Source organism: Bradyrhizobium sp. BTAi1, from assembly GCF_000015165.1.
GTDB classification, from domain to species: Bacteria; Pseudomonadota; Alphaproteobacteria; order Rhizobiales; family Xanthobacteraceae; genus Bradyrhizobium; species Bradyrhizobium denitrificans.
This window is the reverse complement of the sequence record NC_009485.1, coordinates 888,457-906,050: the sequence shown is the minus strand read 5'-3', so window position 1 is coordinate 906,050 and position 17,594 is coordinate 888,457. Positions and strand designations below refer to the sequence as shown.

General features: G+C 66.1%; 12 protein-coding genes. 10 read left to right on the top strand and 2 right to left on the bottom strand.

The window, feature by feature from the left end; all coding sequences use genetic code 11:
* The first annotated feature begins 158 nt into the window (after positions 1-158).
* The 3 genes from BBTA_RS04105 to BBTA_RS04095 are packed head-to-tail and all read left to right on the top strand — an operon-like array spanning position 159 to position 3,966.
* A complete protein-coding gene (locus BBTA_RS04105; protein ID WP_012041183.1) occupies positions 159-653 on the top strand; it encodes a (2Fe-2S)-binding protein in 495 nt (164 codons plus the stop codon).
* Positions 650-1,702 (top strand): xanthine dehydrogenase family protein subunit M, encoded by a 1,053-nt coding sequence (locus BBTA_RS04100; RefSeq protein ID WP_012041182.1) that lies wholly within the window; start codon positions 650-652, stop codon positions 1,700-1,702. The genes BBTA_RS04105 and BBTA_RS04100 overlap by 4 nt, the downstream gene beginning before the upstream one ends.
* Positions 1,699-3,966, top strand: coding sequence for a xanthine dehydrogenase family protein molybdopterin-binding subunit (locus BBTA_RS04095; protein WP_012041181.1), 2,268 nt, complete (start codon positions 1,699-1,701; stop codon positions 3,964-3,966). The genes BBTA_RS04100 and BBTA_RS04095 overlap by 4 nt, the downstream gene beginning before the upstream one ends.
* Before the next feature lie 72 nt (positions 3,967-4,038).
* Here the strand turns inward: BBTA_RS04095 and BBTA_RS04090 are convergent, their stop codons facing one another.
* Both BBTA_RS04090 and BBTA_RS04085 read right to left on the bottom strand, forming a co-directional pair.
* A complete protein-coding gene (locus BBTA_RS04090; RefSeq protein WP_012041180.1) occupies positions 4,039-6,027 on the bottom strand; it encodes a methyl-accepting chemotaxis protein in 1,989 nt (662 codons plus the stop codon).
* A gap of 191 nt (positions 6,028-6,218) precedes the next feature.
* Positions 6,219-7,934, bottom strand: a complete 1,716-nt coding sequence (locus BBTA_RS04085) for a methyl-accepting chemotaxis protein (protein ID WP_012041179.1) — start codon at positions 7,932-7,934, stop codon at positions 6,219-6,221.
* 270 nt (positions 7,935-8,204) lie between these two features.
* Here BBTA_RS04085 and BBTA_RS04080 point away from each other — a divergent pair, with 270 nt between their 5' ends.
* The 7 genes from BBTA_RS04080 (at position 8,205) to hemA (ending at position 17,472) form a co-directional block, all read left to right on the top strand.
* Complete coding sequence (locus BBTA_RS04080; RefSeq protein WP_012041178.1) at positions 8,205-8,513, top strand: hypothetical protein; 309 nt, start codon at positions 8,205-8,207, stop codon at positions 8,511-8,513.
* Positions 8,514-8,732: 219 nt separating this feature from the next.
* A complete protein-coding gene (locus tag BBTA_RS04075) occupies positions 8,733-9,464 on the top strand; it encodes an outer membrane protein (RefSeq protein WP_012041177.1) in 732 nt (243 codons plus the stop codon).
* A 235-nt stretch (positions 9,465-9,699) separates the two neighbouring features.
* The gene (locus BBTA_RS04070) at positions 9,700-11,838 is read left to right on the top strand and encodes a methyl-accepting chemotaxis protein (protein WP_012041176.1); all 2,139 of its coding nucleotides are present in this window, start codon (positions 9,700-9,702) and stop codon (positions 11,836-11,838) included.
* A gap of 159 nt (positions 11,839-11,997) precedes the next feature.
* Positions 11,998-13,056: an MBL fold metallo-hydrolase gene (locus BBTA_RS04065; RefSeq protein ID WP_012041175.1), complete on the top strand. Its 1,059-nt coding sequence runs from the start codon at positions 11,998-12,000 to the stop codon at positions 13,054-13,056.
* 74 nt (positions 13,057-13,130) lie between these two features.
* Positions 13,131-15,749 carry a metallophosphoesterase gene (locus BBTA_RS04060; protein WP_012041174.1) on the top strand — a complete coding sequence of 873 codons (2,619 nt, stop codon included), beginning with the start codon at positions 13,131-13,133 and terminating at the stop codon, positions 15,747-15,749.
* A gap of 57 nt (positions 15,750-15,806) precedes the next feature.
* Complete coding sequence (locus tag BBTA_RS04055) at positions 15,807-16,007, top strand: hypothetical protein (RefSeq protein WP_012041173.1); 201 nt, start codon at positions 15,807-15,809, stop codon at positions 16,005-16,007.
* A gap of 235 nt (positions 16,008-16,242) precedes the next feature.
* Complete coding sequence (hemA, locus tag BBTA_RS04050; RefSeq protein ID WP_012041172.1) at positions 16,243-17,472, top strand: 5-aminolevulinate synthase; 1,230 nt, start codon at positions 16,243-16,245, stop codon at positions 17,470-17,472.
* The last annotated feature ends 122 nt before the right edge of the window (positions 17,473-17,594 follow it).

Here is a 17,594-nt window from a genome sequence, read left to right as displayed (position 1 = left end):
CTAAGCGGAGGAGCCCTCCGTATAACTAGACCTGCCACCCGGGACAGCCAACCTCTCCTTGCCGTCGTCCCGCGGTCGCTGGATCTGGACGGAGCCCCCGCCCGTAAGGCGGGTTCCGCTGCGATCCGATTAGGCCATCGCTTCGATCGGAACAACGCATGAATTGGACTGTCAGACTCACCGTCAACGGTGAGCCGCGAACGCTTGCGCTCGACGACCCCCGCGTCACGCTGCTCGACCTGCTGCGCGAGCGCCTCCACCTCACCGGCACCAAGAAAGGCTGCGACCGCGGCCAATGCGGCGCCTGCACCGTCCTCGTCGACGGCCGCCGCATCAATTCCTGCCTGACGCTCGCCGTCAGCCTGGACGGCGCCGCGATCACCACCATCGAAGGCCTGGCGCAGGGCGACCAGCTGCATCCGGTGCAGGAGGCCTTTATCGCCCATGACGCCCTGCAATGCGGCTTCTGCACGCCAGGCCAGATCATGAGCGCCGTCGGCCTGATCAGCGAGGGCCACGCCGGAGATGATCCGGAGCGCGTGCGCGAAGGCATGAGCGGCAATCTGTGCCGCTGCAGCGCCTATGTGGGCATCGTCGAAGCGGTGCTCGATGCGCAGGACAAGCTCACGGGCAAGACGGAGCGCGCGGCATGAACCGGTTCGATTATGTGAAGCCGGCGAGCGTCGCCGAAGCCATCGCGGCGGCCAGCGCGCCGGGTGCGGCCTATCTCGCCTCCGGAACCAACCTGCTGGATTTGATGAAGGGCAATGTCGTCAGGCCGGCACGGCTGGTCGACATCTCGCATCTCACCGAGCTCACACGCATCGAACATCGCGAGAACGGCGATGTCAGGATCGGCGCCCTGGTGCGCAATGCTGACCTCGCCTGCGATCAGAGCTTCGCACGCGACTTTCCAGCGATCGCCGAAGCGCTGCTGTCGGGCGCCTCGGCGCAGTTGCGCAACGCCGCGACCGTCGGCGGCAATCTGCTGCAGCGGACACGCTGCGCCTATTTCTTTGATCCGGCATCGGGCTGCAACAAGCGCACGCCCGGCGCCGGCTGCGACGCGCGGGAGGGCGACAATCATCAGCATGCCGTGCTCGGCTGGAGCGAGGCCTGCATCGCGACCAATCCCTCCGACTTCTGCGTGCCGCTCGCGGCGTTCGATGCGGTGGTCGAGATCGAAGGCCCGGCCGGCCGGCGCGAGATCGCGCTGGAGGCGCTGCATCTGTTGCCCGGCTCGACACCGGAGCGCGAGACGGTGCTTGACCCCGGCGAGATCATCGTCGCGATCCGGCTGCCGGCCGAAGCGCGCGCCTTCGCCAGGCATGCCCGCTATCTGAAGGTGCGCGAGCGCAATTCCTACGCCTTCGCGGTCGTCTCCGCCGCCGCCGGCCTCGTGATCGAGAACGGCACGATCAGCCACGCGCGTCTCGCGCTCGGCGGCGTCGCGGCCAAGCCGTGGCGCGCGCGCGAAGCGGAGGCGCTGCTCGCAGGACAGCCGGCCGGTCCATCGGCGTTTCAGCAGGCCGCCGCAGCGGCGCTGCGCGACGCCAGGCCGTCCGGGGACAACGCCCACAAGATCCCGCTCGCGCGCAGCCTGATCGTGCGCGCGCTGGCCGCTGCAGCACAGGGCACGCCATCGCGCATGCCGGCGCTGCCGGCCTCTCCCTTCTCCTCCGTTCCAGGAGTGCATCAATGACACCTGAGCTCAATCTCTCCCGCGATCCCGCCCATCTCCGTCACGGCTCCACGATCGGCCAGCCGCTGTCGCGCATCGACGGCCTGGCGAAGGTCACGGGCCGCGCGCGCTATGCCGCCGACAACAATCCGTCCGGCATGCTGTATGCGGTGCTCGCCGTCTCCAGCATTGCGCGCGGCCGGGTCGTGTCGCTCGATGTCGACGCCGCCAAGGCGCATCCCGGCGTGGTCGCGGTGATGACCTCGGCCAACCGGCCGCCGCTGCAGGCCGATCCCGACGGCAAGCCAAACCCGTTCGCGTTCCGCTTCGAAGCGCTGCAGAACGATCGCGTCCGCTACGCCAATCAGCCGATCGCAGTGGTAATCGCCGAGAGCCTCGAAGCGGCCACCGAGGGCGCCGCGCTGCTGGCGCCGCGCTATCAGGCCGAACCGGCGCGCATCGGGCTCGACACCGGCGAGGCCTATGTGCCGCCCGTCGTCGGCATGGGCTTTCCGGCCGAGAGCCATCACGGCGACGCCGCGGCCGCGCTCGCCGGCAGCGACAAGCGGATCACGGCGACCTATGAGACCCCGGCGCATTATCACAATGCGATGGAGCCGCATGCGATCGTCGCGGAGTGGCAGGGGGATCGCCTCATCATCGACACGCCGACCCAGGGCCTGGTGATGATGCGCGCGCGCCTCGCCGAGCTGTTCGGCATCGCCCCCGAGAACATCTTGATCCGCAGCCCCTATCTCGGCGGCGGCTTCGGCGGCAAGGGCCTGATGGCCGGCGCGCAGGTGCTCGGCATCCTCGCCGCCAAATTGGTGGACCGTCCGGTCAAGCTGGTGGCGCGCCGCGAGCAGCTCTACGGCCCGTTCGGCCATCGCTCCCCGACGCGGCAGACGCTGAAGCTCGGCGCGAATGCGGCGGGACAGCTCTCGGCCATCCATCATCATGCCCGGATCGCAACCTCGAGCTTCGAGGATTTCTACGAGGCAGCGGCGCATGTGACGCACACGCTCTATGCCGCGCCGGCGATCAGCACCACCTATGACGCCGTGCGCATGGACACGGGCACGCCGCTGTTCGTGCGCGCGCCGGGCATTGCGCCGGGATCGATCGCGCTGGAGAGCGCGGTGGACGAGATGGCCGAGGCCTGCGGCCTCGATCCGCTGGCGTTCCGCGTCAAGAACTACGCCGAGGTCGAGCCCGCCACTGGCAAGCCGTTCTCGTCCAAGGCGCTGCGCGACTGCTATACGCAGGGCGCGGAACGGTTCGGCTGGTGGGAGCGGCCGCTGAAGCCGCGGACGATGCGCGACAAGGACGGTTTCCTGGTCGGCTGGGGCATGGGCACGGCCACGTTCCATGCGCTGATGTTCGCCGGTCAGGCCCGCGCGGTGATCCGGCGCAACGGCAGCGGCGTGGTGGAGAGCGGCGCGCATGACATGGGCCAGGGCGCCTGGACCGCCTTCGCGCAGATCGCCGCCGACGCGCTCGCGCTCGATCTCGACCAGGTGACGTTCAAGGCCGGCACCTCCGACCTGCCCGATGCCGGCATCGCCGGTGGCTCGGCCCACACCGCAACCGTCGGCACCGCGATCCACAATGCCGGCGCCGCCGTGATCACCAAGCTCGCCGAGCTCGCCACCTCCGACCAGCGCTCGCCGCTGTTTGGCGCCGGCAATGCCGGCGTGATCGCGCGCAATGGCCGGCTGCTCCGGCGCGACGATGAGGGGCGCGGCGAGAGCTACGCCGAGATCCTCGCGCGCGCCGGCCTCGACGAGGTCGAGGGCTCCGGCGCGGGCATGCCGGACCCGGCTGCGAACGAGCACTACGCGATGCATTCGCATGGCGCCGTGTTCGCGGAGGTGAAGGTCGATCCCGATCTCGGTCAGGTGCGTGTCACCCGCATGATCGGCGCCTTCGCCGCCGGGCGGATCATCAATCCGAAGCTGGTGCGGAGCCAGCTCATCGGCGGCATGATCTGGGGGGTCTCGCTGGCGCTGCATGAGGAGGCAATCATCGATCACCGCTCGGGGCGGATCATGAACGCCAATCTCGGCGAATATCATGTGCCGGTGAATGCCGACATCCCCGCGATCGAGACGTTCACGGTCAACGAGCACGATCCGTTCGTAAACCCGCTGGGCATCAAGGGCGTCGGCGAAATCGGCATCACCGGCTCGGCGGGCGCCGTGGCCAATGCGGTGGCGCATGCCACCGGCATTCGGGTCCGACGCTTCCCGGTGCGGATCAGCGACCTGGTGCCACCGGTGAGCTGACACGCGACAGCGTGGGATGCGCCCTCCGCTCGCGAGCGCGCATCCCATTCTCAAGAAAATGATGCGATCGGCTCATGCCGCCTGTCGCGTGACCGACCGTCTGAACCAGTCGAGAAAAGCCTCGCGATTGGCGCCGGGGTCGAACTCGACATGCAGGGCGTCGTTGTCCCTGGCGCGAACAGAATACGCCACGCTGCCGGCGAAGCCGCTGAACTCCAGGGTGCCGCGATCGCCGATGCCCGGCTCAGGCTCGAGACGGAACCAGGCGCCGCCCTCGGAAATATCGACCAGATCGGCCTTCAGCGGGCCCTTGCGGTCATCGACCACCTTGATCGGCAGGTTCGATCTCAGCCGTGGCGAGCGGCGGCGGTCGGCTTCGTTGGTCGTCGTCCTGACCAGCTTCACCAGCGTCGCCCGCAGCGCGGTCAGACTCGATGCCACCTCGCCGATCGCGCCGCGCACCTCGACGGCCCGATCATTGACCATGCCGGCGTCCTTGCCGACATTGCCGATCTTGGCCGAGACATCGCGCGCCGCGTCAGCCGAAGAGCCGACCGACCGGCTGATTTCCTGCGTGGCCGCGTGTTGCTGCTCCATGGCGGCCGCAATCGAGGCGGCGACTTCGTCGATCTCCGAAATCTGGCTGCCGATGCCTTCGACCACATCCACGGTCGCCTGCGTCGTGGTCTGTACCTCGCCGATCAGGCGCGAGATCTCCTCGGTCGATTTGGCCGTCTGATCCGACAGCGACTTGACCTCGGCCGCCACCACGGCGAAGCCGCGGCCGGCATCGCCGGCGCGCGCGGCTTCGATGGTGGCGTTGAGCGCCAGCAGGTTGGTCTGCTCGGCGATGCCGCCGATCAGGTTGGAGACCTCGGCGATCTTGACCACCGCCTGCGACAGCGAGGCGATGGTGGTCTTGGCCTTCTCGCGCCCCGTCACCGCCGATTTGGTGATGGCGCTGGCGCGCGCGACCTGGCTGGAGATCTCGCGGATCGCCGAGCTCAGCTGCTCGGCCGCCGAGGACACTGTCTGTGCATTGGTCAGCGACTGTTCCGACGCCGCGGCGACGGACTGGGCATCGGCGGACAATTCATGCGCAAGTTCGGACAGGCCGCTGGCCACCGCCTCGACCTGGCGCGAGGCGCCTGCCGCCGCCTCGACCGACGTGCTGGTCTCGCGCTCGATCACATCGGCCATGTCGAGCATGGCCTTCTTCTTCAACCGGGCGGCCTCCTCGCGGTCGCGCTCCTGACGGTCGCGCAGGCTCGCATTCTCCTGCGCGTTGGTCTTGAACACCGCGAGCGCGCGGGCCATGGCGCCGATCTCGTCACCGCGTTCGGAATAGGCAATCTCGGCGGATAGTTCCCCCTGGGCAATCCGCCGCATCAGGCCGGTCATCCGCGAGAGCGGACGAACCACGCCGATCACCAACCCCGATATGCCGGCAACGACCAGGATCAGCACGATGCCGGCGACGCTCCAGACCACCGCGGAGATGCTGCGATCTTGCGCTGCCGCGGCGGCCTCCATGTCCGAGTTGAGCTTGTTCGCCTTCTCGACCAGGCGATCGATCAAGGCGCGATGCGCTGTGTAGGAATCGCTCAGCCGATCATAGGCCACATCCGCTTTGGCCATGTCGCCGGCGCGCAGCGCCGGGATCAGCTCGGCTTCCGCCGTCTGCCAGAACTTCCGGACCTCGCCGTCGGAGCGCTCGACCAGCAGCGACTTCAGCTCGGGCTCCAGCGCCGAACCGGTCCAAAAGGTCTTGCGATCCTCATAGTCCTTCTTCAGCTGCGCCAACCTCTTCGCATGCGCCTCCACGTTCTTGGAATTGCGCAGCGCCAATGTCGCCTCGAGATAGGCCTCGAGCACATATTCGGGCGGCGGCAGGATGTCGGCAACGAGATCATTGCCGAGTTTGATCTTGTCATAGAGCGGGCCGCCGACCTTCAACTCCCGCAAGGCATAGGCGCTGGTCAGAACGACCGCCCCGAAGCCGATGGCGAGCACGAGACCGAACGCTGCAATGACGGCGGAGATGGAGAGGCGCATCTTCATGTCGAGCGACACATTTCCGTTGGGGGATCCGGACGACACAAACGGCCGGTCCGTCCCCACCGCCCCCGGCGCAATCACCGCGAATGGTCGGTCCGGAACGGCCGGCGCCTGCCGAGAATGCGAACAGCTTGCAGAGCGATCGCTCAACGGAAGTAAATTTTAAGCTCCGTAGGAATGCGGCCCTACGCCGGTCAACGGTCCCGCATGGTTGCGGACGCGGCGGAGTTGGCGGTGGCAGTGCCGACAACGTTGGTCAACGCCGACTGCAATGACGACATGGTCGAGACGACTTGCGTGATCGCGGTACGAACCTGGACGGCACGATCGTTCACGGCCTGAGCGCCGCGACCGACATTGGCGATCTTGGTCGAGACGTCCTTGGCCGCCGCTGCCGACGCCGCCACCGAGCGGCTGATCTCGCCGGTCGCCGCGCGCTGCTGATGCATCGCGGCTGCAACCGAGGCCGCGACGACGTCGATCTCCGAGATCTGGCCGCCGATGCCTTCGACGGCCTCGACCGTCGCATTGGTGGCGCTTTGCACCTCCGAGATCAGGCGCGAGATCTCCTCGGTCGATTTGGCGGTCTGGTCGGAGAGCGATTTGACCTCCGCCGCGACAACCGCGAAGCCGCGTCCCGCGTCGCCGGCACGCGCCGCCTCGATGGTCGCGTTGAGCGCAAGCAGGTTGGTCTGCTGCGCGATCCCGCCGATCAGGTTGGACACCTCGGCGATCTTGTCGACGGCCTTCGAGAGCGATTGGATCGTGCTCGTCGCCTTCTCACGACCGGTCACGGCCATCTTGGTGATCGTCGTCGCGCGCGCAACCTGGCCCGCGATGCCGGATATCGCCGCGCTCAGCTGTTCGGCGGCGGTGGCAACCACATGCGCGTTGGACAGCGACAGCTCCGAGGCCGAAGCCACCGCGTTCGCATCGGCCGAGAGTTCGTAGGCCAGGCCGGACAGTCCGCCAGCGGCCGATTCCACATCGCGCGAAGCACCGGCCGCAGCGCTCACCGACGTGCTGGTCTCGCGCTCGATCGCCTCCGCCATGGTCATGAGCGCGCGCTGCTTCTCCTTGTCAGCCTCACTCCGGTGGATATCCTGCTTCTGCAGCCGGTCCTTCTCCAGCGCGTTGGTCTTGAAGACATCAAGCGCCCGCGCCATCGCGCCGATCTCGTCACCCCTTTCGGCATACGGAATCGCGGCCGCGAGGTCGCCGCCCGACAGCTGGCGCATCGTGCGCGTCATGCGGGCCAGCGGGCGGACCACACCATTGATCAGGCCGAACAGGCCCGCACCAACGACCGCAAAGACCAGGGCCGACAGCACCCCACCAAACCACATGATCCCGCTGTCGCGGCTCGCCGCCGTCGCCTCCATCGCCGCGATCATCTGATTGGCCCGCTCGACGATGCCGTCGATCACGGCCCGATGGCCGGAATACGCCGCGGTCAGACGCTGATAAGCGAGCTTCGCGGCCGGCATGTCGCCGCTGCGCAGCGCCGGCATCAGCTCGACCTCCAGCACCTGCCAGAACTTGCTGACTTCGGCATCGGACCGCTCCACAAGCTCGGCCTTCAGCCCAGGCTCCAGCCCCGAGCCGGTCCAGAACGCCCGGCGTCCCTGATACTCCTTCTTGAGCGTCGCCAGCCGTGAGGCCCGCGCATCCAGCGTGCTCGGATCGAGCACCGCCAGCGTCGCCTCCAGATAGGATTCGATCACGTATTCCGGCGGCGGCAGGATGTCGGCGACGAGGTCGTTCCCGAGCTTGATACTGTGATAAATCGGCCCGCCGACCTTCAGCTCCTGGACCGCGTAGATGGCGGTGGCGACCACCGCCCCCAGACCGATGGCCACGACCAAGCCAAAGGCCAGGATCAGCGCAGAGATCGAGAGCCGCGTTTTCATCGAGGTCGTATCCTTTGTGCGGAGAGATGTGCCGCCACGCCTCGGGGCGCCGTGCGGTGAACGGATGCAGAGGCAGCTCATGCTGCGGCGCATCAAGTCGACCGCACCATACGGAACCCTCTCTAATTTATGGTAAATAATAGGTTCCGTACAAACTCGCGATACTACGGGAATCGCAGCCTGCGATTGCAGATCTCTGACCTGGCGCAAGGCGCCGACAGGCATCTGCGAGCATCTATCGGAGATCCGCAGGAGCCTCCAGGAGATCCCATGTCGAAGCCCATTCCGGACAAAGCCGAGATCGCGCTCGAATATCCCGACAAGTTTTATGCCGGCACGTTCGAACGGTCGTCGCGTTTCGAAGCCCATCTCGAACCGACCGGATTGGCGCTGACCCTGGAACGGCCGGGAGCGGAGGACGTCCGCAAGTCGATCCACATGCACCTGAACTACGGGCTGCTCGCGGCGATCCTCACCGATATGGCCGCCGGCATCGGAGCGCTTCCCAAGGACGACGTTCATCGCCGCCAGCTCGAGGATGCGGTCGCCACGCTGCAGCAGGCTCTTAACGGGTCTTAACCCGTTGTGCCGCAGCGGCACAGATCTGCGCGTCGTCCCGACTTGCCACGGCCTTTGTTAGCGCTTTGCTAACTACGCGAAGATGTTGGATCGCGAATGGGGTGGGTTGGAAGGCACTGTGCTGCGCGAGTGACAGCATTTGATTCAAATTCGATCTATCTCCAACGCATCGACGGCGCGCAATGCGCGAGCCTTGTTAGTTGAGTGTTGGAGACCGCCATGAAGAAGATCCTGTTCGCAACCGTTGCGCTCGCCGCGTTGGCCTCGGCCCAGTCCGCCTTTGCCGCCGATCTCGGCGCCCGCTCCTATCCCTACGCCACCAAGGCACCGGCCTATGTCGCGCCGATCTACAACTGGACCGGCTTCTATCTCGGCGCGCATCTCGGCGGCGCGTTCTCGAGCGACAACAATTTCTCGGGCCTCGCCACCGGCAACAATTCGAACGGCCGCTTCCTGGGCGGCGTGCAGGTGGGTGCGGATTGGCAGTTCGCACCGACCTGGGTGATCGGCGCCGAAGGCCAGTACAGCTGGTTGAGCGGCAATGTCGGCGCGGCCTTCCCTGGCGGCTTCGTCTACACCAACAGCCAGCGCGGCCTCGGCTCGATCACCGGCCGCTTCGGCTACACCTGGGGACCGGGCCTGCTGTATGTGAAGGGCGGCTACGCCTATTCGGACAATAACGAGAAGGTGACGCTCGCCGGCAATCAGATCGGCTTCGCCACCAATGGCGACCACCGCAACGGCTGGACCGTCGGCGCCGGCATCGAATACATGTTCGCACCGAGCTGGTCCGCCAAGGCCGAGTACCAGTACTACAATTTCGGCAGCGCCACCTTCACGGCGCCCGCCGGACTGGTGCCGACCGGCAGCTTCACCACCGACGACCACACCTTCAAGGCCGGCGTGAACTATCGCTTCAACTGGGGTGCTCCAGTCGCCAGCCGCTACTGAGATCAAGGCGTCTAACAACAATAAGAAAGGGCCGGCAGCGATGCCGGCCCATTTGCTTGAGGACCATCGGCATGGAACTAATAACCGTTGCCACGCCGTTAATTCCCGCGCGACGAAATGCAAAAATGCACATATTTTCGGCGGGAACCGGGTGATTTCCCGGATTTGTTAACTGCCAGCCGCGATACTGCCCGCAAAGTTCAGCTCAAAGTAGCACGTAGCGGGGGAACCGGAGATGGCAGGTCGTTTCAGCTTCAGCACTGCGCTTGGTCGTCTGCGCCCCAGATGGGGCGTCCGGGGCAGTCTGTTCGCAGCCTTCGCCGTCATCGCCGGCATGGCGATCGCCATCAGCGTCGCGGCCGGCCTGATGCTGCGTCATATCGGCGGCACCATGGTCGAGCTGTCGAGCCGCGACATTCCGCGCCTGACTTCCAGCCTGCAGCTGCTCGCACAGAGCTCGAGCCTGGCCAGCCTTGGTCCCGCGTTGCTGGGATCGCAGAGCGAGGATGCGCTCAACGATCGGCTGAAGAAGATGCAGGAGATCCAGAAGGTCACCCAGCAGCGCCTCGCCGAGATCAGCGCGCTCGGCGCCGACAAGAGCGTGGTCGCCCCGCTGGCCGAAACCATCAAGAACATCAACGAGGCCAATCAGAGCCTGGTGTCAGCCGCACGCGAGCGCCTGACCGTCGCGGCGACCCACAACCAGCAATATGATGCGTTGCGCAAGGCGCAGGAGGAATTCACCAAGGCGGCGAACGAGCCGATGCTCGACGCCCAGACCCAGCTCAACGCCGTGCTCGGTGCGGCAGAAGTCTCGGCAGACGACGCCACAGCGGCAGCTCGGTTCGTCGAGCAACTCGGTAACGTCACCGCTTCCGGCAATCTGATCGTGGCACAGATGGCAGCGGCGCTCTCGGCCAATGACAGCGAGACACTTGATGCGATCGAGCGGCAGTTCAAGGACGCACTCGCCCAGTTGAAGTCGAATCTCGAATTGCTGCCGAGCGGCCGCGGCACCAAGGCGATCCAGGACGCTGCGCTGAAGCTCGCAGCGCTCGGCGAGGGCAAGGGCCGCGTGTTCAAGACGCGCGAGAAGGAGCTCGACTCCAACGACTACGGCCAGACGGTGCTGGAGGAGACCCGCAAGCTCAATGTCGGCCTCGAGATCAGCGTACAGCAGCTGGTCGAAGGCGTTCGCAAATCGACGGAAGTCGCCACCAGCACGGCGGGCCGCGACATCGAGCTGGCGACGCTCGGCATGGCCGCAGCCGGCGCCGCCACCCTGCTCGGGTCGGTCCTGTTCGTCTGGCTGTATGTCGGCGGCAACATCCTGCGCCGGATCAAGCGGCTGCAGCAGGCGATGCAGCTTCTGTCGAGCGGCGACCTCGATACCGAGATCCAGGCCTCGAAGCAGCACGACGAGATCGGCGCGATGGTCGATACGTTGCAGGTGTTCCGCGAAAACATGGTGCGTGCCCGCACCCTCGCCGCCGAGCAGGATCGCGAGAATGCCGCCAAGGCCGAGCGCGCCACACGCATGGAGACCCGGATCGCCGAGTTCGAGGCGACGGTGCGCAGCGCGCTGGCCAATCTGCAGAGCTCCGCCACCGCGATGCAGACGACGGCGCAGAGCATGTCGCAGACCGCCGATCAGTCCAATTCACTGGTCAACGCGGTGGCGGCTGCCGCCGAGGAGACCTCGGTCAACGTGCAGACCGTTTCGGCCGGAACCGAGCAGCTGTCGTCGTCGATCGCGGAGATCGGCCGCCAGGTCGTGACCTCGGCCCAGATCGCCAAGAAGGCGGTCGAGGAAGCGGGCGCCACTGACTCGACGATGCAGGGACTCGCCGATAATGCGAGCCGCGTCAGCGTCGTCGTCGACCTGATCCAGGCGATCGCCTCGCAGACCAACTTGCTGGCACTCAACGCCACCATCGAGGCGGCACGCGCCGGTGAGGCCGGCCGCGGCTTCGCCGTGGTCGCCCAGGAGGTGAAGAGCCTGGCCAGCCAGACCGCCAAGGCCACCGACGAGATCCGTACCCAGATCGCGGGGATGCAGCAGGTCGCCTCGACCGCCGTGTCGGCGATCCGCAACATCGGCGAGACCATCGCCGAGATCGACAACGTCACCACCGCCATTGCCGCCGCCGTGGAGGAACAGGGCACCGCGACCCGCGAGATCGCCCGCAACATCCAGCAGGCGGCCTCCGGCACCACCGAGGTGTCCAACAACATCACCGGCGTCTCCAGCGCTTCCGCCCAGGCCGGAACCTCCGCCAACGAGGTGTTGAGCGCCTCGGAGGCGCTGCGCCGCGAGGCCGACACCTTGCGCGCCGAGGTCGACGCGTTCCTGACCAACATCAGGGCGGCGTAGTCAGCATCCGGACCTCGCGCTTCGAGACGCCCGCCTGCGGCCGGGCTGATCAGGGTGAGAAGGGAAGGTCGTCGGCCCCGGCCTGCCGCGTCCCGGAATGCCGTCCAGCCATGTCTTTTTCGGCTGGCGCTCGCCCGCGGCGGCCGTTAATCGATGAGCATGACCAAGACCGAAACTGTTCATTCCTCCGCCGAGGCCCTGCGATATCCCTGGGAGCAGCATCCCGGAGAGGATCAGGTCGTGGAGGTCGCGACCGGCGTATTGTGGCTGCGGCTGAAACTGCCGTTCCGCCTCAACCATGTGAACATCTATCTGCTTGCCGACGGCGACAACTGGGTGGCGGTGGATTCCGGCTTCGGCAATGAGGAATCGATCGCCGCCTGGACGCGGCTGCTCGACGGTCCGCTGAAGCATGTGAAGATCAGCAGGCTGATCGTCACCCATTCGCATCCCGACCATGTCGGACTGGCGGGCTGGATCGTCGAGCGCTTCGCCTGCCCGCTGGTCATGTCGCAGGTCGAATATCTGCAATCGGTCTACCACCAGAATCGCGGCACCGAGGAGCGCCGCAACGCGCAGCGGCTGTTCTTCCGCCGCCACGGCATGGACGAGACCCTGACCGACAAGCTGCTCGGCCGCGGCCAGGAATATCTGCAGCGCGTCTCGGTGCTGCCGGCGTCCTACCGCCGCATCTCGCATGGCGACGAAATCCAGATCGGCAGCCGGCGCTTCAAGGTCATCACCGGCGGCGGTCATGCGCTCGACCAGGTCATGCTGTATTGCGCCGCCGACAAGCTGTTCCTCTCCGCCGACCAGGTGCTGAGCAAGATCTCGCCCAATGTCAGCGTCTGGGCGGTCGAGCCCGACCAGAACTCGCTCGGCGAATATCTGGCGTCGCTGGCGAGCCTCACCACCACCCTGCCCTATGACGTGCTGGTGCTGCCCGGTCATGGCGTACCGTTCTACGGCCTCAAGACCCGCATCAAGCAGCTTGCCGACCATCATGAGGAGCGCTGCCGGATGATCGCGGACGCCTGTCGCGAGCAATCCAAGACCTCGGCACAGCTGGTCCCGGTCGTGTTCCACAAGCATGTGCTCGACCCGCACCAGATGGGCTTCGCCGCCGGCGAGTTGATCGCCCATGTCAACTACATGCTGGTCGAGGGCCGCCTGACCAGCCAGGAGATCGACGGCGTGCTGCATTACCGGACGACCTGAGACCCGGCGCGCGGTCCGAAGATCCCCTTTCATCCACCGCTCAACCCGAACTAGAATGATCGGGTGGAGCGATCATGATCCATATTGCGCATATTTCAGACATTCATTTCGGACTGAATTTCAGCGCGGCTACGTGGCAGGCGGTCGTCGGCTGCGTCGTCGACTTCGATCCCCATATCATCGTGGTATCGGGCGACCTCGTCGACGATCCCTCGCCGGAGCATCTGCTGACCGCCAAGGGAGCGCTCGACACATTGCTGCGGCGAACCCAGGAAAGCTCGGACAAGCGTTGGGGCGATGGCCGCGGCCGCAAGGCCGAATTGGTCGTCGTGCCCGGCAACCATGACGTATTCGAAAGCGGCATCGCGATGGGGATGCCGCGGTTGAATTGGTTCGAGCGGATATTCTCCGGCGGAAACACGGCGCGGGCCGAGCAGGCGCTGCAGACGAAGCTCAGGACTGCGGTGCTCGATTTCGGCCCGCAGCCACTCGGACTGCCGGCCGGCACCCGCCCGCAGGACGCCGGCTGGGCCCGGAGGGCATGGGCACGAACCGTGGCCCTGTTCGGCGGGCGGGCCATCATGCCCTGGGACCAGGCCGATGACTTCGCCCGGCTATTGCCTGCCGCAGCGCCGCTGCCGCTGGTCCGCGTCGCCCGTTCGGCGCCGATCCTGCTCGCGATGTTCGACTCGAACGGGTCCGGCGGCAATCTCGGCGTGGCGACCGGCATCGTCGACAATGACGTGCTGCTGGCGCTGCCCAGCAAGCTGCAGCAGGCCAAAGAGAACTATGTGGCGCGCGTCGCCATCGTGCACCATCACGTCCTGCCGATCGCCTTTGCACCGAACGGGCACAAGACGACCGGCGAGCCCATGATGGTGTTTCGCAATGCCGGTGCCTTGCTGCGGATTCTCGCTAATCATCAGTTCGACCTCATCCTGCATGGCCATTGGCACAAGACGCAATTTGCCCGCATCGATTTCGGCGACGATTCGAGCGATGGCTACCCGATGGCGGTGGTTTCCGCCGGCAGCGCCGCCATGGCCACGCCGGACAACACAAACCACAACAGCATCAATCTGATCAGGATTGCGCCGACCGGCCAGATCGAGGTCAAGAGCGTGTTCTATGGTGCTGGCCAGTCGCCACGACCGGACGGCACGGCCGGTGCCGACTACCGCGTCTACAAAGAGCCGCTCGCGGCCGCGAAGCGACGCGCCCATGCTCGTGCCCGCGAGCGCCACCCGATCGAATGCGAGGCGCGCGAGCAGAGCTGTGAGATCACCGAGAATGGCGATCTCTGGGTGACCCATCGGATCAAGGGATTGCGTGTGCAGGGCGATATCGGCCGCTACGACAAGCGCCCGCTGGTCATGTATCTGCCGACATACGGCCATTTCGTGCAGGACACTCTTACCCTGGCCCCGGAGACGGCCAAGGCAGGTTTTGAGATCGTTCCGGCGTCCGACTATCCGAGGAGCGCGAGAGACGACCGGCAATGCGACTACTACTGGCTCAAATTTCCTGGCGGCGGCATCTCAAAGGGCGACAAGCCGGTGCCCTACGAGTTCAGCCATGGCTGCGCCAACTGCATGATGATGACGCAATGGGAGGCGGTCGAGCGGCTGGAACGGGGCACCCGAAAGCCGCGGCCGCAAGGCTTCGACCACGAATGGGTGGGGGTGCGCGTCACCTTTCCGGCGCGGACATTGATCCTGAAGGTGCGGTTTCCGCGGAGCCTGGGCCAGGTGCAGCCCGATGTCGAATGCCGGCGACCGCCGCGTTATCCCAACTACGAGATCGATCAGTGGGGCGATGCGAAGCTCGACGACACCACCGGCGCGCCGCCCGGGCTGGAGATCGACTCCGACACGTTGCACGAAGAAGCGCACGCGCTCAGCTACGATGCGCCATCGCAGACATGGAAGCTGGTGATCGAGCACCCGCTGGTCGGCTACCAATATTCGCTGCGCTGGCAGGTGCCGGGAGAGCCCGAGAATCGCACGATCGCCGGCAATACGCGGGAATGGCACCGCACGCTGCTCAATCTGGGCGATCGGATCGATGCGGGGAACACGACGGCTGACGACCGCGAAGCGATCAGGCAGTTCGACCTTCTGGTGCAGACCCTGGAAACGGAGCTGAAACTCGGCCGCGTCAGCCGGGACGAGAAGTGGACGATCGCGCTGATGGTCCACGACGCCGCGGATCTTGTCCTGAGGCCCGTCCTCAGCCGGCGCTCCGGGCCGCGGCGCGAGGAGTTGCCGCGGAGCTTCAGCATCCCTTATGGCGATGGCGTCAGCGGCGCCGCCTTCCAGCAGCGCCGGACCATCGCCTGGAGCCATGGTGGCGTCATCAGCGACCCCGAAGGTGTCGCAAAGTCGTTGATCACGCCGGTGCCGTATCCGCCGGCCGAGGCTGACGACGAGGCGGTCCACGTTCTCGCTTTGCCAGTCTATCATACCGGCACCGAGGACGCCCGGCGGCCTCCGCCCTGGGCAACGATCGGCGTGGTTACCGTCGATTCATCCTCCTATGCTTCTTCTATCAAGGACATGGACGATAAGCAGCGGTTGTGGCTGCGCACGCTGGCGCAGGCGCAGACAGACAAGATCATCCGGGCGGTGCGCGGCGAGCGCGACGAGACGGAGAGTTCATCACCTTGCGGCGCAACGGATAGACCACTATCGTAAAGGTCGTAAGCTGCGGGTGCACGACGCGTATCGATCCACGGGCTTTCGGGAGAAACCATGTTTCGTCTCAATCTTGGCGGCGGAGCCGTCGCCTTCGAAACCGAAGGCGAGGCAGATCGCATCGGCAGCGTCGATCCGGCCGAGCTGACCCGACGCGAATGGCCACCCGAGGTGGTGGCAAACATCCGGCGTTACCAGGAGCGGCTCGCCCATCCGGCGGTGACTTCGGTCGCGGATGAGCCTGAGAGCGGCGGCTGACAGATCGACCGGCGCCGCTCCGCAACGTCGCCACTCCGCAACGTCGCCACAATGCAAGCGCGGTTCGGCCGACATTGCCCCGCTTCGCGGCGGCCTTGGACAAATCGCCCAACTCCTGCCGTGGGATTCCGGCTCGACAGCCGCTCTGGAAACGCTCTAAGAAGGCTTTAGAACCCCGTCGCTTAGAGGGTCCGTTCCAGGCGCTGCGCTGCAGCGCAGCACGTCAGGTTTCGTGATGGACTACAGCCAGTACTTCAGTGCCGCCCTCGGTCGTCTGCATGATGAACGTCGCTACAGGGTTTTCGCCGATCTCGAACGCATCGCCGGCCGGTTCCCGCACGCGACCTGGCATTCCCCGAGCGGTCCGCGCAATGTCGTGATCTGGTGCTCCAACGACTATCTCGGCATGGGTCAGCATCCGAAGGTGGTCGGCGCGATGGTCGAGACCGCAACCCGCGTCGGCACTGGCGCCGGCGGCACCCGCAACATCGCCGGAACGCATCATCCGCTGGTGCAACTGGAAGCCGAGCTCGCCGATCTCCACGGCAAGGAAGCGGCGCTGCTGTTCACCTCGGGCTATGTCTCCAACCAGACCGGCATCGCTACGCTCGCCAAGCTGATCCCGGACTGCCTGATCCTGTCGGACGCGCTCAACCACAATTCGATGATCGAGGGCGTGCGCCAGTCCGGCTGCGAGCGCCAGATCTGGCGCCACAACGATCTCGCCCATCTCGAGCAGCTGCTGATCGCCGCCGGCCCCGACCGGCCGAAGCTCATCGCCTGCGAGAGCCTGTATTCGATGGACGGCGACGTCGCGCCGCTCTCGGCGATCTGCGATCTCGCCGAGCGCTACAAGGCGATGACCTATGTCGACGAGGTGCATGCGGTCGGCATGTACGGCCCGCGCGGCGGCGGTATCGCCGAGCGCGACGGCGTCATGCACCGCATCGACATCCTCGAAGGCACGCTTGCGAAGGCGTTCGGCTGCCTCGGCGGCTATATCGCCGCCAAGGGCGAGATCATCGACGCCGTGCGCTCCTACGCGCCGGGCTTCATCTTCACGACCGCGCTGCCGCCGCCGATCTGCTCGGCGGCCACTGCTGCGATCAGGCACCTGAAGTCGTCGAGCTGGGAACGCGAGCGCCACCAGGACCGCGCCGCACGCGTCAAGTCGATCCTCAATGCCGCCGGCCTGCCGGTCATGGCCAATGACACCCATATCGTGCCGCTGTTCGTCGGCGATCCCGAGAAGTGCAAGCAGGCCTCCGACCTGCTGCTCGAAGAGCACGGCATCTACATCCAGCCGATCAACTATCCGACGGTCGCCAAGGGCACCGAGCGCCTGCGCATCACGCCCTCCCCCTATCACGATGACGGCCTGATCGACCGCCTCGCCGAGGCCCTGCTGCAGGTCTGGGAACGCCTCGGCCTCGCACTGCACAAGAAGCCGCTGGCGGCGGAGTAGTTTTCGCTTCTGCTTTGGTGAGCGCACAGCCCCCCGCCGCCAAGGCGGTGCGCTCCCCTCCACGCAAGGGGGAGGGGAGCCGACCGGCCGAGCCGTAAGAGCTCGGCTCTCAACACGATGAC